This is a genomic window from Xanthomonas sontii (genome assembly GCF_040529055.1).
Taxonomy (GTDB): domain Bacteria; phylum Pseudomonadota; class Gammaproteobacteria; order Xanthomonadales; family Xanthomonadaceae; genus Xanthomonas_A; species Xanthomonas_A sontii.
Map to the genome: position 1 here is coordinate 4,793,774 of NZ_CP132342.1, position 25,001 is coordinate 4,818,774.

At 67.7% G+C, this 25,001-nt stretch carries 23 protein-coding genes and 1 pseudogene; 15 read left to right on the plus strand and 9 right to left on the minus strand.

Annotated features, from left to right (window positions below):
* Positions 1-12 precede the first annotated feature (12 nt).
* Positions 13-2,244: a DUF1631 family protein gene (locus tag RAB70_RS20355; protein WP_170268184.1), complete on the minus strand. Its 2,232-nt coding sequence runs from the start codon at positions 2,242-2,244 to the stop codon at positions 13-15.
* Positions 2,245-2,399: 155 nt separating this feature from the next.
* Here RAB70_RS20355 and RAB70_RS20360 point away from each other — a divergent pair, with 155 nt between their 5' ends.
* From RAB70_RS20360 to RAB70_RS20375, 4 genes are all read left to right on the plus strand, one after another.
* Positions 2,400-2,975: a nitroreductase gene (locus RAB70_RS20360; protein ID WP_017911349.1), complete on the plus strand. Its 576-nt coding sequence runs from the start codon at positions 2,400-2,402 to the stop codon at positions 2,973-2,975.
* Positions 2,972-3,895 carry a 5'-3' exonuclease H3TH domain-containing protein gene (locus RAB70_RS20365; protein ID WP_148829885.1) on the plus strand — a complete coding sequence of 308 codons (924 nt, stop codon included), beginning with the start codon at positions 2,972-2,974 and terminating at the stop codon, positions 3,893-3,895. The genes RAB70_RS20360 and RAB70_RS20365 overlap by 4 nt, the downstream gene beginning before the upstream one ends.
* Before the next feature lie 238 nt (positions 3,896-4,133).
* Complete coding sequence (locus RAB70_RS20370; protein ID WP_148829884.1) at positions 4,134-4,685, plus strand: NUDIX hydrolase; 552 nt, start codon at positions 4,134-4,136, stop codon at positions 4,683-4,685.
* Positions 4,678-5,475, plus strand: a complete 798-nt coding sequence (locus tag RAB70_RS20375; protein ID WP_170268185.1) for an N-formylglutamate amidohydrolase — start codon at positions 4,678-4,680, stop codon at positions 5,473-5,475. The genes RAB70_RS20370 and RAB70_RS20375 overlap by 8 nt, the downstream gene beginning before the upstream one ends.
* A gap of 30 nt (positions 5,476-5,505) precedes the next feature.
* Here RAB70_RS20375 and RAB70_RS20380 read toward each other — a convergent pair whose 3' ends face one another.
* Positions 5,506-6,111: a hypothetical protein gene (locus RAB70_RS20380; RefSeq protein WP_225851715.1), complete on the minus strand. Its 606-nt coding sequence runs from the start codon at positions 6,109-6,111 to the stop codon at positions 5,506-5,508.
* A 467-nt stretch (positions 6,112-6,578) separates the two neighbouring features.
* Between RAB70_RS20380 and RAB70_RS20385 the strand changes: the two genes are divergently transcribed.
* Positions 6,579-7,469: a transglutaminase family protein gene (locus RAB70_RS20385; RefSeq protein WP_148829883.1), complete on the plus strand. Its 891-nt coding sequence runs from the start codon at positions 6,579-6,581 to the stop codon at positions 7,467-7,469.
* Positions 7,470-7,542: 73 nt separating this feature from the next.
* Here the strand turns inward: RAB70_RS20385 and pip are convergent, their stop codons facing one another.
* From pip to prmC, 4 genes are all read right to left on the minus strand, one after another.
* Positions 7,543-8,484, minus strand: a complete 942-nt coding sequence (gene pip, locus RAB70_RS20390) for a prolyl aminopeptidase (RefSeq protein ID WP_148829882.1) — start codon at positions 8,482-8,484, stop codon at positions 7,543-7,545.
* A 119-nt stretch (positions 8,485-8,603) separates the two neighbouring features.
* Positions 8,604-11,006, minus strand: a complete 2,403-nt coding sequence (locus tag RAB70_RS20395; RefSeq protein WP_225851714.1) for a hypothetical protein — start codon at positions 11,004-11,006, stop codon at positions 8,604-8,606.
* Positions 11,003-11,599, minus strand: a complete 597-nt coding sequence (locus RAB70_RS20400; RefSeq protein WP_223875683.1) for a hypothetical protein — start codon at positions 11,597-11,599, stop codon at positions 11,003-11,005. Before RAB70_RS20400 ends, RAB70_RS20395 begins: the two co-directional genes overlap by 4 nt.
* A 142-nt stretch (positions 11,600-11,741) precedes the next feature.
* Positions 11,742-12,581, minus strand: a complete 840-nt coding sequence (prmC, locus tag RAB70_RS20405; protein ID WP_148829881.1) for a peptide chain release factor N(5)-glutamine methyltransferase — start codon at positions 12,579-12,581, stop codon at positions 11,742-11,744.
* A gap of 240 nt (positions 12,582-12,821) precedes the next feature.
* Here prmC and ahpC point away from each other — a divergent pair, with 240 nt between their 5' ends.
* The 8 genes and pseudogenes from ahpC to RAB70_RS20445 all read left to right on the plus strand — a co-directional run.
* On the plus strand, positions 12,822-13,388 hold the full coding sequence (gene ahpC, locus RAB70_RS20410) for an alkyl hydroperoxide reductase subunit C (RefSeq protein ID WP_010341941.1): 567 nt from the start codon (positions 12,822-12,824) through the stop codon (positions 13,386-13,388).
* A 161-nt stretch (positions 13,389-13,549) separates the two neighbouring features.
* Positions 13,550-15,142: an alkyl hydroperoxide reductase subunit F gene (ahpF, locus tag RAB70_RS20415; RefSeq protein ID WP_148829880.1), complete on the plus strand. Its 1,593-nt coding sequence runs from the start codon at positions 13,550-13,552 to the stop codon at positions 15,140-15,142.
* Positions 15,143-15,293: 151 nt separating this feature from the next.
* Positions 15,294-16,247 carry a LysR substrate-binding domain-containing protein gene (locus RAB70_RS20420; protein ID WP_017911310.1) on the plus strand — a complete coding sequence of 318 codons (954 nt, stop codon included), beginning with the start codon at positions 15,294-15,296 and terminating at the stop codon, positions 16,245-16,247.
* 110 nt (positions 16,248-16,357) lie between these two features.
* A complete protein-coding gene (rnk, locus tag RAB70_RS20425) occupies positions 16,358-16,789 on the plus strand; it encodes a nucleoside diphosphate kinase regulator (RefSeq protein ID WP_017915104.1) in 432 nt (143 codons plus the stop codon).
* 46 nt (positions 16,790-16,835) lie between these two features.
* Entirely contained in the window at positions 16,836-17,804 is a 969-nt protein-coding gene (tal, locus tag RAB70_RS20430) for a transaldolase (RefSeq protein ID WP_148830473.1), read from the plus strand.
* Positions 17,805-18,006: 202 nt separating this feature from the next.
* Positions 18,007-19,059, plus strand: coding sequence for a transglutaminase family protein (locus RAB70_RS20435; protein WP_148829858.1), 1,053 nt, complete (start codon positions 18,007-18,009; stop codon positions 19,057-19,059).
* 8 nt (positions 19,060-19,067) lie between these two features.
* Entirely contained in the window at positions 19,068-19,655 is a 588-nt protein-coding gene (locus tag RAB70_RS20440) for an RHS repeat-associated core domain-containing protein (RefSeq protein ID WP_148829857.1), read from the plus strand.
* 518 nt (positions 19,656-20,173) lie between these two features.
* A pseudogene (locus RAB70_RS20445) lies at positions 20,174-20,497 on the plus strand (transaldolase family protein); the annotation flags it as partial.
* 81 nt (positions 20,498-20,578) lie between these two features.
* Here the strand turns inward: RAB70_RS20445 and RAB70_RS20450 are convergent.
* On the minus strand, positions 20,579-21,184 hold the full coding sequence (locus tag RAB70_RS20450; protein ID WP_152238569.1) for a Vps62-related protein: 606 nt from the start codon (positions 21,182-21,184) through the stop codon (positions 20,579-20,581).
* A gap of 415 nt (positions 21,185-21,599) precedes the next feature.
* Between RAB70_RS20450 and RAB70_RS20455 the strand changes: the two genes are divergently transcribed.
* On the plus strand, positions 21,600-22,169 hold the full coding sequence (locus RAB70_RS20455; protein ID WP_017915102.1) for a type 1 glutamine amidotransferase family protein: 570 nt from the start codon (positions 21,600-21,602) through the stop codon (positions 22,167-22,169).
* 192 nt (positions 22,170-22,361) lie between these two features.
* A complete protein-coding gene (locus RAB70_RS20460) occupies positions 22,362-23,591 on the plus strand; it encodes a hypothetical protein (protein WP_148829855.1) in 1,230 nt (409 codons plus the stop codon).
* A gap of 86 nt (positions 23,592-23,677) precedes the next feature.
* On the opposite strand, the gene msrA is transcribed toward RAB70_RS20460, so the two are convergent.
* Positions 23,678-24,328: a peptide-methionine (S)-S-oxide reductase MsrA gene (msrA, locus tag RAB70_RS20465; RefSeq protein WP_148829854.1), complete on the minus strand. Its 651-nt coding sequence runs from the start codon at positions 24,326-24,328 to the stop codon at positions 23,678-23,680.
* 103 nt (positions 24,329-24,431) lie between these two features.
* A complete protein-coding gene (locus RAB70_RS20470) occupies positions 24,432-24,953 on the minus strand; it encodes an SgcJ/EcaC family oxidoreductase (protein WP_148829853.1) in 522 nt (173 codons plus the stop codon).
* Between the last annotated feature and the right edge of the window lie 48 nt (positions 24,954-25,001).

Genomic DNA, 25,001 nt, shown 5'->3' on the forward strand with positions numbered 1-25,001 from the left:
GCCCGTCGAGGATCAGGCCGCCACCGCCACCCGTTCCAGGCGGTCGACCACGCCCTGCATGGCGCTGTAGAAGGCATCGTCGTCACGATGCAGGCGCAGCCGGTCCAGCCGCGCCATCACTGCCAGCGCCTCGGCCGAGGCGACGCACAGCCGCCCGCCGCGGCGGTTGACGAACAGCAGGCGCGCCGAGATCGGGCTCACCCAGGTCAGCTTGCCGGGCTGCACGCGGCCTTCGCGGTCGACGAAGTCCAGCCAGGTTCCCAGCGGCAGGATGCGGAAGTAATCGGCGGTGATGTGGTCGAAATCGGTGGCCTGGGCCGGTTCCGGCAGTGCCGGCACGGTCTCGGCGGCGGGCGGCTCGGGCACGTCCACGCCCGTCGCCGGCAGCGCGGCCTGCAGCGGCCGCGCGTGCGCCAGGTCGTCCAGCGCCGTGTGCAGGGCCTGCCAGGCGGCTTCGGCCGCCGCGGCGTCCAGGCCGACGCTGGTCCACAGCCGGGTCAGCTCGGCATGTTGCGGCTGCAGCCAGCCTTCTACCGGCACCACACCGTTCCGGGCCTGGCGGCACTGCGCCAGCACCGCATCGCCCAGCGCCAGCGCCGCGGCGAGCGCGCTGCCCTGACCGTCGTCGCGCAAGGCCGACTGCTGCACGTACTGGCACCAGGACTGGCGCAGGAAGGCCTCGATGGGCAGCGGCACGGTCAGGTCGTCGCCGGCCTGTTGCAGCAGATCGTGCAGCGCCTGCGCGGCGCGCTGCCGGGCGACCTCGCGGCGCTCCTCCGCCCGTTGCAGTTCGGCCGCGCGGCGCTCGGCGATCTCCACCCGGCGCCGGTACTGCTCGTAGGCGCTGCCGAACTCGGCCTCCAGCGCCAGGAACACCGCCAGGTGCTCGTCGAAATCGCGCACCACCCGCTCCACCGCCGCCTGCGCCTGCGCCAGCAGCGCCTGCTCCGGGCCGGTGCTGCCGGCATTGCCGTCGCAGGCGTCGGCCAGCAGATTGAGCAGGCGCCGCGCCGGATGCCCGTCGCGCACGAACAGGCGCCCGTCGATCAGCGCCACCTTGGCCATCGGCACCAGCATCTGCCCCAGCAGCTCGCGCTGCGCGGGTTGCAGCACGCATTCCTCCAGCATCACATCGAACAGCAGGCCGACCAGATCGAGGGTGTCGGCATCGGCCGGATCCAGGCAGGTGCTGGCCGGGTCCAGGCCGAGCGAGGCGCCGATACCGGCGATCTGCCGGCGCAGGCCCAGCGCCAGCGGGCCGCCGTGTTCGCAGACCGCGGCGAATCCGGCCAACGGCATGGTCTGCAGCAACGACAGCACCGACAGCAGCTCGCGCGGCGACAGGCAGCGCCGGCCGTCGCCCGGGCCCGCGTCCGGCTGCGCCTCGTGCAGCAGCGCGCGCAGCGCCGGCGGCAGCACCTCCTGCTCGTTGCGCGCGTGCGCGTCCAGGGCGCGCGCGGCGCGGCGCTGCGCCGCCGACAGCGGCGCGGCGGTGTCCCAGTTCTCGAAGAAGCGGCTGATCCAGTCCGGCGCCGCCTCGTCCTCGCTCGCGCCCAGGCGCGGGATGGCGCGGCGGCGCGGGCGCCCGCTCGGCAGCGCGCGGGCGCGCGCGACCTCGTTCAGGCGCTGCTCCAGTTGCGCATACAGTTCGCCGACGCGCTCCTGCAGTTCCTGCTCGCAGATCTTGACGATCGCCAGTTGCACCTGCGGCGCCAGCACCAGCCCGTGCAGCGCCGCATACACCGCCGCGCCCACGTGCTCGGGGCCGAACGGGTTGTTGTCGGCATCGATGCGCTGGCCGCCGGCGATGAAGCCGAGGAATCGGTTCAGCCGCATCAGCTCCGGCCGCCAGCGGTGCTGGATCGCCCCAGCCAGGTTGCGCACCGCCAGGCGCACGTCCAGTTCCTGTTCCGAGACCAGGCTGAGGTCGCCGCGCTCGCGCGCCAGGCTGCGCTCCACCGACAGCGGACGGCCGGCTTCCAGCGCCTGCCAGGCCTGGGCCAGGTGCGCGCGGAAGCGCGCGGCGATCGGCTCGCGCTGCTGGCGCAGCAGCTGGATCGCCTCGAAATAATCGTTCTGGGTCGGCCCGGCGCGCTCGGCCATGCGGAACAGCGCTTCGGCCAGCACATCCAGCACCTCGCCGAAAGCGCCGGCGAGCGGAACCGACACCACATCCCGGACCTGATCGAGCAGATCCGCGTTGCGGCTGGGCGACAACTCTTCAGCGTATTCAGCAAGGGTCATGGCAGTGTGATACGCAGGCAGCAGTGAGACCGACGTCAATTCGGAAGCTAGCGGCAGATCAGCAACACAACGCGATTGTCCGTGTAACTGCGGCATCCGCTGCCGCCTGCGAGCGCCCGACTATAATTCCGCGCCCGCCCCACGGAATCGAGACTATGCGCACAATTCATTCGCTGCAAGCGCTGGATGCGCGCCGTTCAGTGCCATCCAAGCAGTTGGGCGAGCCGGGACCGGACGCGGAGACGCTGCTGGCCATGCTGCAGTCGGCGGTGCGTGTCCCCGATCACGGAAAGCTGGTGCCGTTCCGCTTCCTGCGCATCGCCGGCCCGGCGCGTCAGGCCCTGGGCGACATCCTCGCCGCGCGCACCCTGCAGCGCGATCCCGGCGCGGCGCCGGCGGCGGTGGAGAAGGATCGCGAACGCTTCGCGCATGCGCCGGTGGTGATCGCGGTGATCGCCTGCCTGCAGCGCGGACACAAGGTGCCGGAAATCGAACAGTGGATGACCGCCGGTTCGGTGTGCTTCGCGCTGCTGCAGGCCGCGCAGGCCTACGGCTTCGGCGCGCAGTGGCTGACCGGCTGGATGGCGTATGACGAAACGGTGTCCGCGCGGCTGGGCCTGGCCGAGCACGAGCACGTCGCCGGCTTCATCCACATCGGCACCGCCCGCCTCGACGTGCCGGAGCGCGAGCGGCCGGATCCGCGCGCGCTGCTCAGCGACTGGACGCCGTGAACGCAGGCCTGCCCGTGTCGCGGCCGCTGTACCTGGTCGACGCCAGCCTATACGTGTTCCGCGCCTGGCATTCGATTCCCGACGAATTCCAGGACGCACAGGGCTGGCCGACCAATGCGGTGCACGGCTTCGCGCGCTTCCTGCTCGACCTGCTCGAGCGCGAGCGCCCGCAGCACATCGTGATCGCCTTCGACGAAGCGCTGGACAGCTGCTTCCGGCATCGCCTGTACGCCGCCTACAAGGCCAACCGCGCGCCGGCGCCGGACGCGCTGCGCCGCCAGTTCGCGCACTGCAAGGCGCTGTGCGCGGCCCTGGGCCTGGGCGTGCTGGCGCACCACGACTACGAGGCCGACGACCTGATCGGCAGCGCCCTGCACCGTGCGCGCGGCGACGGTTTCCACGGCGTGATCGTGTCCGCCGACAAGGATCTGTCGCAGCTGCTGCTGGAGTTCGACGAACAATGGGACTACGGCCGCGGCCAGCGCTGGGGCGCGGCCGGGGTCAAGGCGCGCCATGGGGTGCATGCGCACCAGATCGCCGACTACCTGGCGCTGACCGGCGATGCGATCGACAACATTCCCGGCGTCACCGGCATCGGCGCCAAGTCGGCGGCGATCCTGCTGGCGCATTTCGGCGACCTGGACACGCTGCTGGCGCGGGTCGACGAAGTGGCGTTCCTGCGCCTGCGCGGCGCTGCGCAGATGGCCGTGCGCCTGCGCGAGCAGCGCGAGCACGCGCTGCTGTGGCGGCAGCTGACCACCATCGCCCTGGACGCGCCGCTGCACACGGCCGCGCCGGGGTTCGCCCGCGGCGCGGCCGATGCCGACATGCTGCACGGCCTGTGCGAGGCGCTGCGCTTCGGGCCGCTGACCCGACGCCGCCTGCTGCAGGCGGCCGGCCTGGAGTTTGTGGCCGGCTGAGCGCTGACCTTCGCCACGGGCAGGCGATGCCGCTGCCCGAAGCAGGCACGCTCTCGCACGCGTTGTGTCGGTTGCACTGTGTGGTCGCTGGCGCCGAGCGACTCGCGCGGCGCCAGCGCCCCCGGGCACGACCAGGCGCGCATCAAAAAAACACAGCGCACGTTCTACACTGCACCGCATCGCCGGACCGCGCCGTGCGCGACCGCGCCTTCTTCCTCCGCCATCTTGCGAGCTGCCCATGCCCCGCCACGATTCCCCGCCCCGCGTCGTCTACGAAGGCAAGTACCAGCGCATGGTCGTGCGCGGCACCTGGGAGTATTCCGAGCGCGTGCATGCCGGCGGCCTGGCCGCGATCATCGTGGCGGTCACGCCGGACGACGAGGTGCTGTTCGTCGAACAGTTCCGCGTGCCGCTGCAGGCGCGCACCATCGAGATGCCGGCCGGCCTGGTCGGCGACATCGATGCCGGCGAATCGATCGAGGTGTCGGCGGTGCGCGAACTGGAAGAGGAAACCGGCTGGACCGCCGAGCACGCCGAAGTGCTGCTGATCGGCCCGACCTCGGCCGGCGCCAGCAACGAGAAGATCGCCTTCGTGCGCGCCAGCGGCCTGCGCAAGGTCGGCAACGGCGGCGGCGACGCCAGCGAGGACATCACCGTGCATTCGGTGCCGCGCTCGCGCGCCGCCGCGTGGCTGGTGCAGAAGATGGGCGAAGGCTACGCACTGGATGCGAAGCTGTGGGCGGGGCTGTGGATGATCGAACACGAACTCGACGGCACGCCGCGTGGCTGAGGGTCTCAGCCACGCATTGCCGCCGCTGCTGGGCGCGGACGACCCGGCGGTGTTCAGCATCCACCGACCACACGGCACCTCGCCGTTCGTGCTGCTGGCGGACCACGCCGGCCAGGCAGTGCCGCGCGCGTTGCACGGCCTCGGCCTGGCGCAGGCGGAACTGGATCGGCACATCGGCTGGGACATCGGCATCGCCGGCACCACCCGCGCGCTGTCCGCGCTGCTCGACGCCTGGGCGATCGAACAGACCTATTCGCGGCTGCTGATCGACTGCAACCGCCCGCTCGCCTCGCCGACACTGATCCCGTCCGTCAGCGACCGCACCGTGGTGCCGGGCAACGCCGCACTCACGGCGGCGCAGCGGCAGCAGCGCATCGACGCCGTGCATGCGCCCTACCACGCGCGCATCGACGCCGAACTGGACGCACGCCGCGCCGCCGCGCGCCCCACCGTGCTGGTGATGATGCACAGCTTCACCCCGGTGATGGACGGCGTGCCGCGGCCCTGGCATGCCGGCGTGCTGTATCACCGCGACACCCGCTTCGCCCACGCGCTGCTGCAGGCGCTGCGCGCGGAAGACGACCTGCTGGTCGGCGACAACGCGCCGTATGCGGTCAGCGACAGCAGCGACTACGCGGTGCCCGTGCACGGCGAAGGCCGCGGCCTGCCGCATGTGGAACTGGAGATCCGCCAGGACCTGATCGCCGATGCCGCCGGCCAGCAGGCCTGGGCGCAGCGGCTGGCGCGGATCTTCACCAGGCTGCAGCCGCAGTTGCTGGCGCTGCGCTGAGTAACGCCGACGCCCTTCCCGCACCACGCCTCATGCCAGCGTCGGCACTGGCATCCACGGAAACGCCTTGTAGCCCTGCACCTGCAGCGGAACGCCGAGTGCGGCGAAATCGGCCGCGATCGCCGCGGCACGAAGACCATCCAATGCCTCGCCCACGGTCAGCGACCCGGCGCGACAGGCGGCCAACGCCTGGCCAATCGGCCAGTCCAGCAGGTGCGCGACCTGCTGCGCTATCGGCTTGACGCATTCGGGCGGACAGCGCGCAAGCACCAGATCGAACGAGGCAAAGACGCCTGCACCGACGCCAACCGCGCGCGCCGCCTCCCAAGCGTCCTCGTCCGCCTCGCCGAGCGCCTCGTCCACACCCTCGACCTGCAGGAACGCGTCGTACTCCGCGTAGTAGGCCAACGCCTGCGCGTAGTCGTATAACGTCGACAGCGGGCGTTGCCGCTTCTGCACGTCGAGCACGTCGGCGAACGTCGCCGGTTCCAGGTAGGGCGCCAAGCCCAGCGCGCGCGCCGCCGCGGGCGGTGTGTCATCGTCGCCGAATGCAGTGGCTTCGTCGGGCGGCAACCAGAAGCGCGCCTGCAGCGGATCCTCGCCGGTGGCATGCACCCAGCCGAACGCCTCGCGCACGTGGCCGTCGTCGTTGCAGGCGGCAAAGGCATCCAGCGTCTCACGCAAGGTCAATAGCGGAATCATACGTCGTCGGGCAGGCAGCGCGCGGCAGCGCAGTCTACGGCAGGTATGCGGACGCTGAAGGAGAATGAAGCCTGCGAGACCGGAGCGAGACGTCGCTGGACATCGCCTGGCGTGTCGATCCGCGATCCCGTTCGACGACGACCGCTCGCCCGCACCCAAGCAGTCCGCGACCGGCAGCGCCGCCGCGATGCGCCCCCAGTGCAGCGGTACGCGGCTGGCGCAGCGGCGCCCGCGATCCGCAACGCCCGGTTGCCCCTGCGGCCGTTCGGCATGCACTGGCCACGACGCCGCTCAGCATGCTGAAGCGGCTGCCGCCTGCCTTCACACTAAGCTGAGTGTCTCCTGCGCACGCTCGGGCTGGACCGGTCCGTACCGGAAACCCGCCCCGCATCGGACACCACATGCTCATCCGCCTCGGTTACGAGATCCGCTACCGGTTCGCGCAGGCGACGCCGATGCTGGCGATGCTGGACATCCACGACAGCCGCCGCGACGACATCGTTGCCGCCACCGCCTTGCACAGCGTGCCGACGGTGCCGTTGCGCACCTATGGCGATGGCTTCGGCAACCGCTGCACGCGCCTGCAGGCGCCCGCCGGAACGCTGACCCTGCGTGCCGATGCGGTGGTGCGCGACAGCGGACTGCCGGACCAGTACCGCTACGACGCCGCGCAGACCCCAGTGGAGCAGTTGCCCGACGCCACCCTGGTGTACCTGCTCGGCAGCCGCTACTGCGAGACCGACCTGCTCAGTGGCATGGCCTGGGAGCTGTTCGGCGGCACGCCGCCCGGCTGGGCACGGGTACAGGCGATCTGCGACTACGTGCATACGCGCATCGCCTTCGGCTATGCACATGCCTGCGCCACCAAGAGCGCCGCGCAGGCGCTGCAGGAAGGGCGCGGCGTGTGCCGCGACTTCGCGCATGTGGCGATCGCGCTGTGCCGCTGCATGAACATCCCGGCGCGCTACTGCACCGGCTATCTGGGCGACATCGGCGTACCAGCCTCGGACGCACCGATGGATTTTTCCGGCTGGTTCGAAGCCTTCCTCGACGGACGCTGGTACACCTTCGATGCACGCCACAACGTGCCGCGCATCGGCCGGGTGCTGATCGCGCGCGGCCGCGACGCCGCCGACGTGGCGATCAGCACCACCTTCGGCGACAACGTGCTCGAATCGTTCGTAGTGTGGACCGACGAGACCAAGCAGGCACAGCTCGACACGCGCCCCTGCGCAACGGCCGGTGCCATCACCGCCGCCGGATGCGAACCCGGCAACGCGCTGGCCTGCTGAATCATTGCAGTGGACGGTGCCGCCATGCGCAGCACCACCCTTCCGTGAACGCTCCACGCAGCCGCGCGCGAACTCAGGCGAAGCCGTCGGTGGCGCGCACCAACGCGTCGACGTTCTCGGGCTCGAACGCGGAATGGCCGGAGGCCGGGGTGATCTGCAGCGTCGCCTTCGGCCAGGCCTTGGCCAGGTCCCAGGCGTTGGCCAGCGGGCAGACCACGTCGTAGCGGCCGTGCACGATCACCCCCGGGATGTCGGCGATGCGGTGCGCGTCGCGCAGCAACTGGTCCTCGACCTCGAAGAAGCCGCCGTTGACGAAGTAGTGGTTCTCGATGCGGGCGAAGGCCAGCGCGAAGTGCGGGTCCTCGTGGCTGTCGACGAAATCGGCATCCACGTGCAGGAAGCTGGTCGCGCCTTCCCACACGCTCCAGGCCTTGGCCGCGGCCAGGCGGGTCGCCTCGTCGTCGCTGGTCAGGCGCCGTTGGAAGGCGGAGATCAGGTCGGCGCGCTCCACCGCCGGGATCGCCGCGACGTAGTGCTCCCAGGCATCGGGGAACAGGCGGCTGGCGCCTTCCTGGTAGAACCACTCCAGTTCCCAGCGACGCAGCATGAAGATGCCGCGCAGCACCAGTTCGGTGACGCGCTCCGGATGGCTCTGCGCGTAGGCCAGCGCCAGGGTCGAGCCCCAGCTGCCGCCGAACACCTGCCAGCGGTCGATGCCCAGGTGCGTGCGCAGCCGCTCGATATCGGCGACCAGGTCCCAGGTGGTGTTGTCGACGAGGTCGGCATGCGGCGTGGAGCGGCCGGAGCCGCGCTGGTCGAACAGCACGATGCGGTACTTGGCCGGATCGTGGAAGCGACGCATCTTGGCGTTGCAGCCGCCGCCGGGACCGCCATGCAGCAGCACCACCGGCTTGCCGTGCGGATTGCCGCACTGTTCGTAGGACAGGGTATGCCGTGCGTCCACCGGCAACATGCCGCTGTCGAACGGCTCGATCTCGGGATACAGCGTGCGCATGGCGACTCCTGCGGGAAAACCGCGATTCTACCCATGCGCGCCACTTGAGCGGCGCTGACCAGCAACGGCCGGCCGCGAACGGACCTGGCGCGGCGCCGATCGGCCAACCGGGGTCGGGATCAACCGATCGCCGGCGCGCCTCTGCCGCCAGGGGCGTCCTGCAACCGCTGCTGCGCTTCCATGGCCAGGTGCTGCGCGCGCTGCTGGTTGAACGCCTGCGCCTGCTGCACCGTCTCGTGCATCGGTGCAGCGGCCTGCGCCACGTCCGTGGCGGCGCGGAAGCCCGGCGTGGTGCCGGACACCCACAGCGTGTCGCCGGCCATCTGCACCCGGTCGATCTTGTCGGCATCGGCGATGCCGGCCCGCTTGGCACCGAGCATCGCCTGCGCGACATGCGCATCGTCGATACGCGTCGGTACGTCCCTGCGGATGCGCGCGAACATGGTCTGATCGGACGCAGGCAGTGCGGCGAGGTTCTGCTCACGATCGGCCTTGTGTCCGGCCGACGGCGCCGACTGGACGCCGGAAGCAGGCGTCGCGGCAGGCGCTTGGGCCGGCGCGCTGCGCTGGAACCACTGCCCGGGATGGGTCAGCGTGTCGTAGGCCTTGCCCGCCGCGTGCTTGGCGGCATCGATGCCCTGCGTGGCGGTCTGTCTTGCGGCTTCGTACGCGTGCGTACCAACCCGCGCGGCGCTGTCGGCCGCTTGCTTCGCCGCATCATAGGCACTGGTGGCCGCACGTCCAGCTTGCGCCACGCCTTCGGTCACTACGTGTTTGGACGCGTCGTAGGTTTGAGTGGCCGCACGCCCAACCTGCTCCGCGCCTTCAGTCACCACATGCTTCGCGGCGTCGTAGGTCTGGGTGGCGGCACGACCGACCTGCTGCGCGCCTTCGGTCACCACGTGCTTGGTCGCGTCGTAGGTTTGAGTGGCCGCACGCCCAACCTGCTCCGCGCCTTCAATCACCACATGCTTCGCGGCGCCGTAGGCCTGGGTGGCGGCGCGACCGACCTGCTCCGCGCCTTCGGTCACCATGTGCTTGGTCGCGTCGTAGGTTTGCGTCACCGCGCGTTCGGTCCGATCGATCCCATCGGAGATCGCCTGCTTGCCGAGCTGATATGTCTGCGTGGCGGTTTGCGCCGCGACCCGCGCACCATCATAGGCATCGACGATGTAATTGGTGACGTTGGCCACGCCCGCCTGGAAGCGAGGATCATGGATCCGCTCCACCACGGCGTCGGCAGCCGCATGCGCGCCTCGCTCCACGGCGCCTTTGGCCGATTCCAGCCCGCCGCCCACCCACCGCGCCGCCGCATCCGCACCTTGACCGTGCAGACGGGCGGCTTCGCCCACCACATGTCCAGCCAGCGGCGCAACCGGGATGAAGGGCGCGGTAAGGCGCCCGCCCTCCCGCGCCACGATCGCGATACGTTCGTCAAGCGCTTGCACGTAGCGACCGCCGGCGCGCACGGCATCGGCACTGGATTGCAGGCCATGTTGCACGCCCCGCACAACACCGTTGCCTTCAATCCGGTCGCGGATGGGTTGGTCGGCATGCAAGGTCAGGTACTCGTTCACTTGCCGCTGAATCTCGAGGGGCAGCAGGCGCTGGCCATCGCCCGCCTGCATCTGCCGCAGCGCCAGCGACAGTTCCCCGCGGTGATGCGTAACGTCGCTGCGGAACTGCGCAATGGCCGCTTCATGCTCCGCAGAGCGCTGCATCGCCTCTGCGAAGCGAGTGGGGTCCAGCATGTTGTCCGGATTCTGGCTCACGTTGTCCGGACCCAGGCTGCCGAAGTGTTGTTGACCACCGTGATCGCCCAGCCGCATCGCGATCAGCACATTGGCCGCCGCCCCAGGCGGCGCATCCAGGTATCGGCCGGCACGCAGGCTGTGGATGTCCTCTTCACTGGCCAGCGACACCACTTCGCCGATGTGCGGACTGGCCGCGCTCACCACATCGCCGGCCATGCGGTAGTTGGTGAGTTGGCAGCCCGGGTGCGGCGGGGCATCGATCAGTTCCGCCGCGCCGTAGCCGTTGAAGGTGGCGCCGTGCAAGCCGTACTTGGCGGCCTCGATTTCCGCCAACGCCCCTCCAAGGGAGTGGCCGGCGACCGTCACGTGGTCCTTGGGGATGCCATACTTGGCCGCCTTGTCGAGCATCTGCGCCGTGAACGCATCGGCGGCGGCCTTCTGCGGATTGACGCTGTCGCGCACCATCTTGGCATCCACCGCGATGTCCTGGAGCGTGGTCAGCGCATGGTCCCTCTGTTCGGCGGGAGTGGTGCCTGAAAAGAGCGCCGGGTCGGTGCCGCGGTAGGCGATGATGACCTCTTTTGTTTCTCTATTGCGGTACGCCGTGGCGTGGAAGCCAGTGATGGGATCGTTCGCGTAGCCAAAGATTTGATACTTTTGGCCGTTTAGGGACACATATGTATCGCTGTCAATCTCACTCTGCGACCGATTTTTATATGAATCATTGGCGGCATCGGCCTGTGCTTGTGCTTGACTTAAGGGATTCATGGCATGACTTCCTTGACAGCGATGGTGACGGGAAAATAGGCATCGGGGTGTTGAAGCACTTCAGGGTCATTAGGGCTAAGGTCAGGCGCGCCATAAGGAGCAAAAGACTTGTCCCCGTATACGCTCTTCTTGAAATAGCTTGCTTCCGGACTGTCGCGCAGCAATTCGGTAAATAGCCCCCCCCAGCCGAACCTTACTCCTTGCACCATCGTGTTGACGCTTACGCTGGTGACGTCCCAGTGGCACACACCCAGCTTATAGTAGTCCTCATCCTGAAAGGCATCTCGGTAGAAATGCCCTTTCCACGTGTGGTCGTCCACGGGAGTCATTTCAATATGAACCCCGATTTTTGGCACATCCTGCTGACCAATAAACGAGTCCATTGGCACACATTTCGCATTAATGACATCGTAGTGAATATAACCGATGATCGAATCCCACGACCCAGGTGCGTGTGACGTGGCAATGACTTCGTAGCGCTTGACCGGGTGTGGGTTCTTCGCAGGTTTTTTCGGGCTACCGTGTGTCATGGAACATCCTGTCATCAAGGCAAAGGAAAGGGTGAATGCAACCAAGGCGGTTCGGGTTTTCATGCGGTCACTTTACGCCGCCGGCGGCAGGCGCACCAAAGGAGTGGCGATGTTGTTTATACCTGCGGCATAGCGCTACACGAGATCCTTTACAGCGCATGGGTTACAGCACGTTGTCCAAGCTTTATCCGTCAAGACCGCCAACTCAAGCTTCCAGCACCGGCCACTGCCCCAGCGTGACCCGGTCGCGCGCCTCCAGGTCCTGATACGTCGCCACCTCCGCGAAGCCGGCCGCCTCCAGCAGCGCGCGTACCGCCGCGCCCTGGTCCCAGCCGTGTTCCAGCAGCAGCCAACCACCGGGCAGCAGATGCGCCGGCGCATCGGCGACGATCCGGCGCAGATCGTCCAGGCCGTCGGGACCGGACGCCAGGGCGCTGGCCGGTTCGTAGCGCAGGTCGCCCTGCTGCAGGTGCGGGTCATCCTCGGCGATGTACGGCGGGTTGCTGGCGATCAGGTCGAAGCGCTGCCCGGCCAGCGGCGCCAGCCACGGCCCATGCGCGAAGGCGACGTTGCCCAGGCCGTGCGCCTGCGCATTGGCCTGCGCTATCGCCAGGGCGGCCGCACTGAGGTCGGTGGCCAGCACCTGCGCCCGGGGCCGCTCGCTGGCCAAGGCCAGGGCGATCGCGCCGCTGCCAGTGCCGAGGTCGGCGATGCGCCGGCCCGGCGCCGGATCCAGTCGCTCCAGCGCCAGTTCCACCAGCCGCTCGGTGTCCGCGCGCGGGATCAGCGTGGCCGGCCCGACCGCCAGGTCCAGGGTCCAGAAGCCGCGCCGGCCGGTCAGGTAGGCCACCGGCTCGCCCTGTGCACGCCGGGCGAGCAGCGCCTGAAACTCATCCGCCACCTCGTCCGCCAACGGATCGCGGGCGTGCGCGAACAGCCACGCACGGTCGCGTTGCAGGGCGTGCAGCAGCAGGGCTTCGGCATCGGCACGCTCGACCTGGGTGCAGGCCGCGCGCAGCAGGGATTCGGGGGTGGGCGCATTCATCGCTGTCACGATGACGCAGCGAGCGCGGAAAAGCCAACGTGGTAGAACGGACCGACGCCCATGCGCCCTGGGCGGCTGACGCGCTGTTCGCGCGGCAGTGCAGCAAAGAGCCAGGCTTGGGAATCGATAGAGGAAACCTATCTATTCAATTCCATCAATCGATTTGAGGGATCTATCGGCGCCCCCTATCATGAGCCTCGTTCCATCCCCCGACCCCTATTGCAACCACGAGGAAACTCCATGTCGTCTTTGATCAACACCCAGGTCCAGCCGTTCAAGGCCAACGCCTACCGCAATGGCGAATTCATCGAAGTCACCGACGCGGACCTGAAGGGCAAGTGGTCGGTGCTGATCTTCATGCCGGCCGCCTTCACCTTCAACTGCCCGACCGAAGTGGAAGACGCCGCCGAGCATTACGCCGAGTTCCAGAAGATCGGCGCCGAGGTCTACATCGTCACCACCGACACCCATTTCTCGCACAAGGTGTGGCACGAGACCTCCCCGGCGGTGGGCAAGGCCCAGTTCCCGCTGGTCGGCGACCCGACCCACCAGCTGACCCGCGCCTTCGGCGTGCACATCGAGGAAGAAGGCCTGGCCCTGCGCGGCACCTTCGTGATCAACCCGGAAGGCGTGATCAAGACCCTCGAGATCCACGACAACGCGATCGCTCGCGACGTCACCGAGACCCTGCGCAAGCTCAAGGCCGCGCAGTTCGTCGCCTCGCACCCGGGCGAGGTCTGCCCGGCCAAGTGGAAGGAAGGCGAGAAGACCCTGAAGCCGTCGCTGGACCTGGTCGGCAAGATCTAAGCCGCCCGCGCTCCCATCTCCGCCTCGCGGCGGGGGTGGGGGTGAACCGCAGCCGGCATCGCGCGCCGGCGCCGGCTGCGGTTCATCCCTCCTCCCCTCTTCGCAGCGCGCTGCTCCGGCAGCGTGCCCCCCCTCGCTTTGCCCAACGTCAGGAGTCCGCCATGTTGGATGCCGATCTGAAAACCCAGTTGAAGGCCTACCTGGAGCGGGTCGTCCGGCCCATCCACATCACCGCGTCGGTGGACGATGGCGCCAAGTCGCGCGAGATGCTCGACCTGCTCGAGGACCTGGTGCTGCTGTCGGACAAGATCACCCTGGACGTGCACCGCGACAGCGGCGAGCGCGCGCCCTCCTTCGCGCTGAACAGCCCCGGCCACGACATCCACCTGCGCTTCGCCGGCCTGCCGATGGGCCACGAGTTCACCTCGCTGGTGCTGGCGCTGCTGCAGGTCGGCGGGCATCCGTCCAAGGCCACCGCTGAGCTGATCGAGCAGGTGCGCAACCTGCCCGGCGAGTACCGCTTCGAAACCTATTTCTCGCTGTCCTGCCAGAACTGCCCGGACGTGGTGCAGGCGCTGAACCTGGCCGCGGTGCTGAATCCGAACATCCAGCACGTGGCGATCGACGGCGCGCTGTTCCAGGACGAGGTCGAGGCGCGGCAGATCATGTCGGTGCCCACCGTGTACCTCAATGGCGAAGTCTTCGACCAGGGCCGCATGACCCTGGAGCAGATCGTGGCCAAGCTCGACACCGGCGCGGCCAAGCGCGATGCGGCGGCGATCGCGGCCAAGGCGCCGTTCGACGTGCTGGTGATCGGCGGCGGTCCGGCCGGCGCGGCGGCGGCGATCTACGCCGCACGCAAGGGCATCCGCACCGGCGTGGCGGCCGAGCGCTTCGGCGGCCAGGTACTGGACACCATGGCGATCGAGAACTTCATCTCCGTGCAGGAGACTGAAGGCCCGAAAATGGCCGCGGCGCTGGAGCAGCACGTGCGCCAGTACGACGTGGACATCATGAACCTGCAGCGCGCCGAACAGCTGGTGCCGGCCGGCGCCGACGGCCTGGTCGAGGTCAAGCTGGCCAACGGCGCCTCGCTGAAGAGCCGCACGGTGATCCTGTCCACCGGCGCGCGCTGGCGGCAGATGAACGTGCCCGGCGAAGACCAGTACCGCAACAAGGGCGTGGCCTACTGCCCGCACTGCGACGGCCCGCTGTTCAAGGGCAAGCGCGTGGCGGTGATCGGCGGCGGCAACTCCGGCGTGGAAGCGGCGATCGACCTGGCCGGCATCGTCAGCCACGTCACCCTGGTCGAGTTCGACAGCAAGCTGCGCGCCGACGAAGTCCTGCAGCGCAAGCTGCGCAGCCTGGGCAACGTCGACATCCTGGTCAACGCGCAGAGCACCGAAGTGCTCGGCGACGGCCAGAAGGTCACCGGCCTGGTCTACAAGGACCGCGTCGGCGGCGATGTGCATCGCGTGGCGCTGGAAGGCATCTTCGTGCAGATCGGGCTGCTGCCGAACACCGAGTGGCTGCAGGGCACGGTGGCGCTGTCGCCGCGTGGCGAGATCGTGGTCGACGACCGCGGCCAGACCTCGCTGCCGGGTGTTTTCGCCGCCGGTGACGCGACCACGGTGCCGTACAAGCAGATCATCATCGCCATGGGCGAAGGTTCCAAGGCGGCGCTGAGCGCGTTCGACCACCTGATCCGGCACAGCGCACCGGTCGCCAGCGGCAGCGTGGCCGAAGCGGCCTGATCCGCACCCATCCCGCGCCCCTTCGCCGGCGCGGGACCAGGGTGTGCGGTCTCCACCGCGCGCGTCCATCTGTCTCGCCGCCATGTGCGCCACACGCTCTATGCTGTGACCTTGCGTCACCTCCCGCTGCTGCGTTCCGAGGAACCCGCTGATGAACCTGCGTGATCTGAAATACCTGGTGGCGCTGGCCGATCACAAGCATTTCGGACGCGCCGCCGCGGCCTGCTTCGTCAGCCAGCCGACGCTGTCCACGCAGATCAAGAAGCTCGAGGACGAACTGGGCGTGCCGCTGGTCGAACGCGCCCCACGCAAGGTCATGCTGACCCCGGCCGGGCGCGAGGCCGCCAGCCGCGCGCGCGGCATCGTCGCCGAGATCGAGCAGATGAAGGAGGCGGCGCGGCGCAGCCAGGACCCGGAAGCCGGCACCGTGCGCCTGGGCATTTTTCCGACGCTCGGCCCGTACCTGCTGCCGCATGTGATCCCGCGCATCCGCGCGCGCTTCCCGCAGCTGGAACTGCTGCTGATCGAAGAGAAGAGCGACGTGCTGCTGACCCGCCTGCGCGAGGGCCGGCTGGACGCGGCGCTGCTGGCGCTGCCGTTGCACGACGAGCAATTGCATGCCGAATTCCTGTTCGAGGAACCGTTCGTGCTGGCGGTGCCCGAGCAGCATCCGCTGGCGCGGCGGCCGACCCCGCTGACCATGGACGAACTGCACGCGCAACGCCTGCTGCTGCTCGAGGACGGGCACTGTCTGCGCGACCAGGCGCTGGACGTGTGCCACCTGTCCGGCGCGCTGGAGAAAGCCGAGTTCCAGGCCACCAGCCTGGAGACGCTGCGGCAGATGGTCGCCGCCAACGTCGGTGTGACCCTGCTGCCGCTGCTGGCGGTGCAGCCGCCGGTGGCCAATCCGCCGAACCTGCGCCTGCTGCCGTTCGCGCCCGACGGCGGGCCGAGCCGGCGCATCGCCATGCTGTGGCGGCGCAGTTCGGCGATGGGCGCGTTCCTGCAGCAACTGGCGCACCTGTTCGGTGCACTGCCCGAGGAGTTGTTCACGCTGCCGGCGCAGGCGTCGCTGCCGGACCAGGCGCCGCGCCAGGTGGCCTGAACAGGCCGACCGGCCGCGACGTCGCATCGGCGCCGGCTTGCTTGCACAATGGGAACGGGGGCGGCGCGGTGCCGCCTCCGTTCGTTGTGCCATCCAACCGGAGCCTGTCCATGACCTCGCAACACCACAGCGGCCTGCCGCCCTCGTTGATCGTCTCCAGCCGCGACCTCGCGCGCCTGGAAGCCCTGCTCGACTCCCCTGCCTTGCACCAGCACCCGGCCGCGCAAGCGCTGGGCGCAGAACTCGACCGCGCCACCGTGATGGCGCCCGACCAGATTCCCCCCGGCATCGTCACCATGCATTCCCGCGTGGAGTGCGAAGACGAACTGCACGGCGAACGCCATCAGCTGACCCTGGTCTATCCGCACGAAGCCGATGCCGCGCATGCGCGCATCTCGGTGCTGGCCCCGGTCGGCAGCGCCCTGCTCGGCCTGGCCGTGGGCCAGTCGATCGACTGGCAGGCGCCCGGCGGACGCCCGCTGCGCCTGCGCGTGACCGCGGTGCAGCGCGCCGACGACGACAATGCGCGCGCAGCGCGTTAACGTGCGCGGCCCTATCCTTGTTCCCACTCGTTTCCGAGAGATACCGATGACCTCTTCCGCCCCCTCCAAGCTCGCCCAGTTGCGCGAGTTGTCCGTGGTCGTGGCCGATACCGGCGACTATGACGCGATCAAGCGGCTCAAGCCGGTGGACTGCACCACCAATCCGACCCTGGTGAAGAAGGCGCTGGACCTGCCGGTCTACGCCGATCTGATCGACGAGGCACTGGCCTGGGCGCGCGGCCAGGACGGCGACCACACCGCCCTGGTCGACGAGATCGCCGACCGCCTGACCATCGGCGTCGGCGCCAAGCTCAGCGCGCTGGTGCCCGGCCGCGTGTCCACCGAGGTGGACGCCGACCTGGCCCACGACACCGCCGCCACCATCGCCAAGGCGCACAAGTTCATCGCCATGTACGCCGAGCGCGGCATCCCCAAGGACCGCATCCTGATCAAGGTCGCCGCGACCTGGGAAGGCATCGAGGCGGCGCGGCAGCTGCAGCAGGACGGCATCGACTGCAACCTGACCCTGATCTTCAACCGCACCCAGGCCCTGGCCTGCGCCGAGGCCGGCGTGTTCCTGATCTCGCCCTTCGTCGGCCGCATCCTCGACTGGTACGTGGCCAAGGGCCAGACCCCGGCGACCATCGACGAGGACCCGGGCGTGCAGTTCGTGCGCGGCGTGTACGACGAGTTCAAGCGCCGCGGTTCGCAGACCGTGGTCATGGGCGCCTCGTTCCGTTCCACCGCGCAGATCGAAGCGCTGGCCGGCTGCGACCGCCTGACCATCTCGCCGGACTTGCTGGAGAAGCTCGACGCCGACCACGGCCCGCTGCCGCGCAAGCTCTCGCCCGGCCAGGCCGACGGCGCCAAGATCGAGCCGATCGACGCCAAGCGCTTCGCCGCCGACCTGGCCGCCGATCCGATGGCTACCGAAAAGCTGGCCGGCGGCATCGACACCTTCGCCAAGGATCTGCAGGCGCTGCGCGACACGATCCGGCACAAGCTGGCCGGCTGAGCAGCGCACGCCTTGCATCATCCCGAGGAGCGGCGGCAACGTCGCTCCTTTTTTATTCGCGCATTGAGCATGCGGCGCTTGCCTTGACTCCCAACCTTGCGTCATTCCTTACGCTGATAGCCTGTCAGTTGACTTGCTCCTCAATCCGCTGAGGTCGATAAGGTTTGACAATCAATAGACAGTCCTCTTTGGCCAGACTAGGATGACCAAAGGACTTGGGGGCAAAGGAATGCGACCAGCACTTCTCTTGTTTGCAGCGTTTCTCATGCTTGGCGTATCGGGCGAGAGCTTGGCTGATCCTCCCAAGCCGGCGACTCGTCAGAGCCAGCAACGAACACCGGACGCCACGGTCACGGAGCTCCGAGCACTCCTGCAGACGCCCGAGAGCGAAATCGACTTGGCAAAGGCCAAGCTCGCTATCGACCGCATGATCGACTCGAAGGTTGACCCCACTGTCACCCTGCTGCAGCTCGACACACTGACTACTCGCATCAAGGCGCGTTTTCCGACGAATGCGACCAGCCAGTCCAAGTTGGAATTGCTTGTGAACTCGCTGTCCCAGGCCGGGCCGTGGAATGACTATCGCCCTTTCAGTTACGACCTGAACGACCCATTCGGCAAAACGATCCACAATAAGCTGCTTTCAACCTACCTGACGACCCGCAAGGGCAACTGCGTCTCAATGCCGGTGCTGCTTGTAATTCTGGGCCAGAAGCTGGGACTGGATATGACCTTGGCGACAGCGCCCGAGCACGTCCTGGCGAAGTTCCGGAACGACCGAGGCCAGTGGATCAACATCGAGGCCACCAGCTTTGGCACGAAGAGCAACGCCAGCTATGAGCAGGAAACCAACATCTCGCCGAAGGCCGTGGCCAACCGCCTCTACTTGCGGCCGCTAAACAAACGCGAGTCTGTCGCAGTCATGCTGAGTACCTTGATGGAGTTTTACGGGCAGCAGCAGCGTCAGGAGCAACGCATCGCGATCGCCGACCTGGCGTTGCAGGCCGACCCCAAGGATATTGCGGCGATGCTACAGAAGGGCAACGCCTACTTCAGGTTAATGCAACAGTACATGGCGAAGTATCCGTCGCCTGCGGCCATTCCCCCAGAACAGCGTTTGGATTTCGATGCACTCCAACGCAGTAACGATCTTTGGTTTAATCGGGCCGAGGCGCTTGGTTGGACGATGCCACCCAAGACACAGGATGCGAACTACCTACAAACCATCCAACACGCAAAGGCAACGCAACAGTGAGGGCGGTGATGCACAAGCTAAAATGCGCAGGGGGCGTGCTAGCCATTCTAATCGCCGGGTTTGGCGGACCCGTCTCAGCACGTTACGTACAGTCAGATCCAATCGGTATCGCAGGCGGCGTCAATACATATGCCTACGTGCAAGAAAATCCGGTGTCATCCATAGACCCACTTGGCCTCAGAAAGGTGATCCTCTTCAACCCTGGCGACTATCCGTTCTACCAAGGCGCAATGGCGACTCCTGACATTCCAGGCGTCACCAGGGTGTTTGGGCACATGGGACCTGACCGCGTTCTCGACCAGCGCCATGATGGTCTTGCTGTGAAGCTGGACGTGGAAGGTGTCAAGTACATTATTGAGGGAGCGGGTTGGACTCCCGGTGAGCCGGTTGAATTTATGGGGTGCCGCTCAGGGCAGGGAGAGAACTCGATCGCCGAACAGTTCGCAAACAAGTATTCCACTGCTACATCGGGCGCCACGCAGTACATGTGGTACAACAATCTTGGCATAAGCGGAATCTATGGAAAGGTTCCTTACTTCCATTGGAAGAATTATGCCAATCCCGGAGTCATGCGCTCCTTTCCGCCTGGACCGTGAATATGACCATGGGAAAGCCTCTACTTCGCTGGCTCCTTCTTGCACCGGCCGTAGTTGCCAGCCTCTTATCGATGGCGGGCATGTATTGGCTATGCCATCAATTGCTGCTGCAGGTATGCCCTCCATCGTCAAAGTCGATAGAGGGGGTGACCGACCTAGCGAGTGACAACTACGGAATAGCCACCACTACATGTTCACAAAGTTGGTACCCATCTGCAGAATCTTCACTCCTGATTGTGATGCTTCTTCTATCCGTGCTGGTTTGCTGTCTCAGTGCTTATCGCTTGGCACCCAGTCACAAACGACTTGTCAGCGCCCTTTGCGGAGTAGCGACAAGTGCATTTCTCGTCATGGCCTTTACTTGGCCAGAGTTGTAGCGCGCGAACTACTCGAAGCGCTCCTTATCAAGCCTAGCCCCTGCATCAGCAAAGGCGAGCGGCATTTGACTAGACCGATCGGAGATTAATGGGCACTCATTCTTTTATTGCAGGGAATGGGCAAAAGGGAATGGGGAAACTTGGCAGCACCGCGGTTCGCAGACCGTGGTCATGGGCGCCTCGTTCCGTTCCACCGCGCAGATCGAAGCGCTGGCCGGCTGCGACCGCCTGACCATCTCGCCGGACTTGCTGGAGAAGCTCGACGCCGACCACGGCCCGCTGCCGCGCAAGCTCTCGCCCGGCCAGGCCGACGGCGCCAAGATCGAGCCGATCGACGCCAAGCGCTTCGCCGCCGACCTGGCCGCCGATCCGATGGCTACCGAAAAGCTGGCCGGCGGCATCGACACCTTCGCCAAGGACCTGCAGACCCTGCGCGACACGATCCGGCAAAAGCTGGTCGGCTGAGCGTCGCGCACATCACGGCAACGAAAGAGCGGCGGCGACGCCGCTCTTTTTCTGTCCCCGACACGCGCGCGGCAGGCTCGGTCAGGGCGGCAGCATGAGGTCGAAGGTCTGAATATCCGTCGGATACCCCTGGCTGCGCTGATAGCCACGGGCGAAACACGCGCCGGAGTACGGAAGCTGCCACACCAGCACGTTGCGGTCGGCGCCGGACTCCGCGTTGTCCCAGATCAGGTTTTCCTTGCCCAGCGTGACCACCTGGCAGAATTCGTCGCGCACGCACATCAGGCTCGGGTAGTCGGCAAGGCTTGGCGGGGTATTGAAATCCGCCACCGCGATCGACCCGAGCGCGATGTATCCGGCCGGCGCCTGCAGGTTGTAAATGCCGAGATTGCAGGGACTGTCGTTGCCTTCGCACTCCCATACGGTCGTGAAGCCGAGGGGCGCGCTCAGGCATAGATTCTTGTCGGAATCGTATTCCTGCAACACGACCACCGGACCGGATGGGGACGGCGGATTGGCGTAGTTATTGGTCGCGTACAGGCCAATGTAGAAATAATCCTCGCCATGGCCAATGCCGCTCACCAGCGGATGCCAGAAGCTGATTTCCCGTCCCGAACGGCTTCCCTGGTCGGTGATCTGTTTGTTGAGGTCGAAACTGTTGCAGACGCCCTGACAGAGAAAGCTCATCACCTGTTCTCCAGATACGAACCATCGAACCACGCAGGCGAAGACACAGGCATCGACGAACCGCAGCCTCGTCGGCGCCGTGCTCCGATCTCGAAATTCCGCTCCCCCTTTCACACCGTGCGTCGTCCTCGCCCGGCACAGGTGCGACCGCACGGTTTGTAACATGCTTTTTGCACACCGTGGTTGCAAGGCATGCCACATCGACTTCATGGCCGCTTGCATGGCCGCTTGTGCACGCGCCGCACCATGACTGGCCGGGCGGCGCCCGGGATAGTCGAACCATACGCCGGGGCGACGTCGCTCCTCCGGGCAGGGTGCCGCATGACCGGCCATCGCCCTCGGTCGTCGCCGTGCGTTTGGCGCAGCGGCGACGTCTTCCCGGCTATGCTGCCTCCCCGCGTGCAGAGGCAAGGCAATGGCGACGATCGCAGTGGTGATGGTGGACGGCGTGGCGGACTGGGAGATCGGCACCATCCTGCCGGCAGCGCGGGCCTGGTTCGGCGACACGATCCAGATCGCCAGCATCGACGGCAAGCCCATCACCTCGATCGGCGGGCTGGAGCTGCACCCCACCTATGCGCTGTCGGACCTGGCGCCATTGGACGCCGACCTGTGGCTGCTGCCCGGCAGCGACCGCTGGCAGGCCGGCGAGATTCCAGGACTGAGCGCACTGCTGCTGCAGCGTCTGGAGGCTGGCCGCGGCGTGGCGGCGATCTGTGGGGCGACCCTGGCGCTGGCCTACGCCGGCCTGCTCGATAGCCGCCCGCACACCAGCAATTCCGAAGCCTTCCTGCGCGAGCACGCCGGCGTCTACGCCGGCAGCACGCATTATCAGGAACGCCGCGTAGTCAGCGCCGGCGGCCTGATCACCGCCCCCGGCACCAGCCCGGTCAGTTTCGCCGAGGAATGCCTGCGCCTGCTGCACCCCGAACGCGAGGAGCAGATCGCGCAGATGCGGCAGATGTTCGCGGCCGAGTTCGTGTAGCGCGACCAGTGCCACGTGTCATGCAGACGGTGGCGGCGCCGCATGACTACACTTGTCGTCACACACCGTGAGGTACGCCATCGGCGGCTGAGCGCGGCGTCGCGATCGACCCTTGGCGGGCGTGACGCAACGGCGGTCACGCATGCCAGCGCGCCAGCAGGGTGCTTCCACGACGTCGACAGGAGAAGGCGCATGCGCGGATGGATGGCGCGTTATTTGTTTTCGCTGGCGCTGGCCGCCGCCAGTGCCACCGGCATGGCCGCCACGCCGGCACCGACCCGGGTCGCGATCCTGGGCGTGGAGCACGCGGCGCAACTGGTCTCCGAGCGCGACCAGCCGGGCGTGCTTGCCGCGTTCCTGGAGCAACTCGCGCCGGACGCGATCTGTATCGAACGCCCGCCGGAGCAGGCGGCGCGCGGCGATTACTACGAATACACCTACGAGGTGCAGGACGTGATCCTGCCGTACGCCGCGGCGCATCCGGTCGCCCTCTGCCCGATCGACTGGATGCCGCCGGTGGAGGACGCCAGGCTCGGCTTCGGCGTGGACCTGGACACCCCGTTGGAACTGCGCCGCGAACAGGGCTTCCAGGGCTTCCTGTCGTTCCCCGACAAGGCCGCATTGCAGCGCGATTTCTTCGCGGCGGATGCGGCCGAGAACGTGGCCGCGGTGCGGCAGTGGGCGCAGACGCCGGCGCCACGTGCCGACCAGGACCTGCCGCGACGTCTGTACCTGTACCGCACCTTCCTGCAGGCCCAGCGCATCCGCGCCGCGGCGCTGGCGCACTCGGGCAAGACCGTGCTGGTGGTGGTGGGCTATTTCCACAAACCGGACCTGGAGGCGATCCTTGCGCACGACCCGGCGATCGCGCTGGTGCAGCCGTCCACACTGGGGCGCCCCACTGCGGACGCGGTCGAGCGCGCCACCACCGCGACGCAGCGCGCCGCGATCCTCGCCTTCAACCTGCTCGGCACCCAGGCCGAGACCGGCAACGTCGACTGGGCATGGATGAGCCGCGTCCTGGCTGCCTACGCCGCCGACGCGCCGGCCGCCGAAACGGCGCTGTTGCGAACCCGCCTGGCCCTGCTGAGCGGCCAGCTCGCACCGGCCGAAGCACGGTGGCGCTACGCACGGCTCGCCGAGGAAACTCCAGCCGAGCTGGCATTCGGCTGGACCGGCGTGCAGGACCGCACCCGCGTGGATTCGTTCTTCGATCCCTTCGGCAATCTGACGGTCCGCCAACGCGCGACGCTGGAACTGGCACGCACCGACTACGCGCTCGGCCGCAGCCGCGACGGCGATGCGGCGATCGCACGGCTCAAGGCCGAGCTGTCGCCACGCAAGGCGCTGCAGTTGTCCGGCTATGCGGCGCGGCTGCGGTCCGCCGCCGCAAGCACGCGCGATCCGCGTGCCGCGGAGTAACGGGCTCGCGGCGAGACGTCACCCACGGTCGCCGTGACCCTCGATGGCGACAGCATCCTGCGCGAACGACGCGCAGGTGCGATCGTTCAGGCCTCCAGCCCGATCGGGCAACTCACCCCGGTCCCGCCCAGGCCGCAGTAGCCGCCCGGGTTCTTGGCCAGATACTGCTGGTGCTCGTCCTCGGCGTAGTAGAACGGCGGCGCCGGGAAGCGGATCTCGGTGGTGATGGAGCCGTAGCCGGCGGCGTCCAGGCGCTGCTGGTAGGCATCGCGGCTGGCCAGCGCGGCCTCGTACTGCGCCTGGGTGGTGCAGTAGATCGCCGAGCGGTACTGGGTGCCGGTGTCGTTGCCCTGGCGCATGCCCTGGGTCGGGTCGTGGCTTTCCCAGAAGGTCTGCAGCAACTGCTCGAAGCGCACGGTCTGCGGGTCGAACGCCACCAGCACCGCCTCCGTGTGGCCGGTCTGACCGGAGCACACTTCGCGATAGGTGGCATTGGGCGTCTCGCCGCCGGCGTAGCCGACCGCCGTGCTGAACACGCCGGGCAGCGACCAGAACTTGCGTTCGGCGCCCCAGAAGCAGCCCAGGCCGAACTGCACCTGCTCCAGGCCGGCAAAGGCATCGCGCAAGGGATGGCCGTTGACGAAGTGACGGTTGTGCAGCGGCAGCGGCTGCGCGCGTCCCGGCAGGCTCTCGCCCGGGCGCGGCAGGCGCTGCTTGAAGGCACCGATTCCCAACATGGCATGGACTCCTGGCAGCGACGGCGATGTCGTGTGGATGGCGCTGCCGGAGTCAGCTTTCAAGTGCGCCCGACCACCGCGGCGGCGGTGACGGACGCGACGTTCACTTCGCTGCGGCGCTGGCCGTGGCGGCGGCGACCGGTTCCGGCATCGCCGAGCTGTGGTGGTTGATGATCAGCCAGCGCCCGTCGCGCTTTTCGTAGACGAAGGTGTAGCGCGCCTGCACCTGGCGGGTGCTGCCGTCGGGATTGTTCAGGGTGAAGGTGTAGACGCCGGCATCGACCGCGCTGTCGTCGTCGAGCAGCCGCACCTGGCGGTAGTTGATGGCGCCGCGCGGCTTGGCGGCGAGGAAGTGGCTGAAGTAGTCCTCGATCTCGGCGCGGCTGGCGCGCACCTGGTTGGACACGGTCGGCAGCAGCACGCCGTCGCGGGCGTACAGGTCGGCCACGCGCTGCGGATTGCCGGTGGCCAGCGCCGCGTTCCAGCGCTCGAACAGGCCGGCGATCTCGCGTTCGGCGCTGCTGGCCGGCGTCGCCGGCTGGCCGTCGTAGTGCATCGCCGGCGCGGCCAGCGCGGTGGAGGTGGTGGTCAGGCCCAGTGCCAGGGCGAACAGGATGCGACGCATGGGAAGTCTCCGTGTGCTGAGGGGATGCCGTCTCGGGGCGAAGCGAGT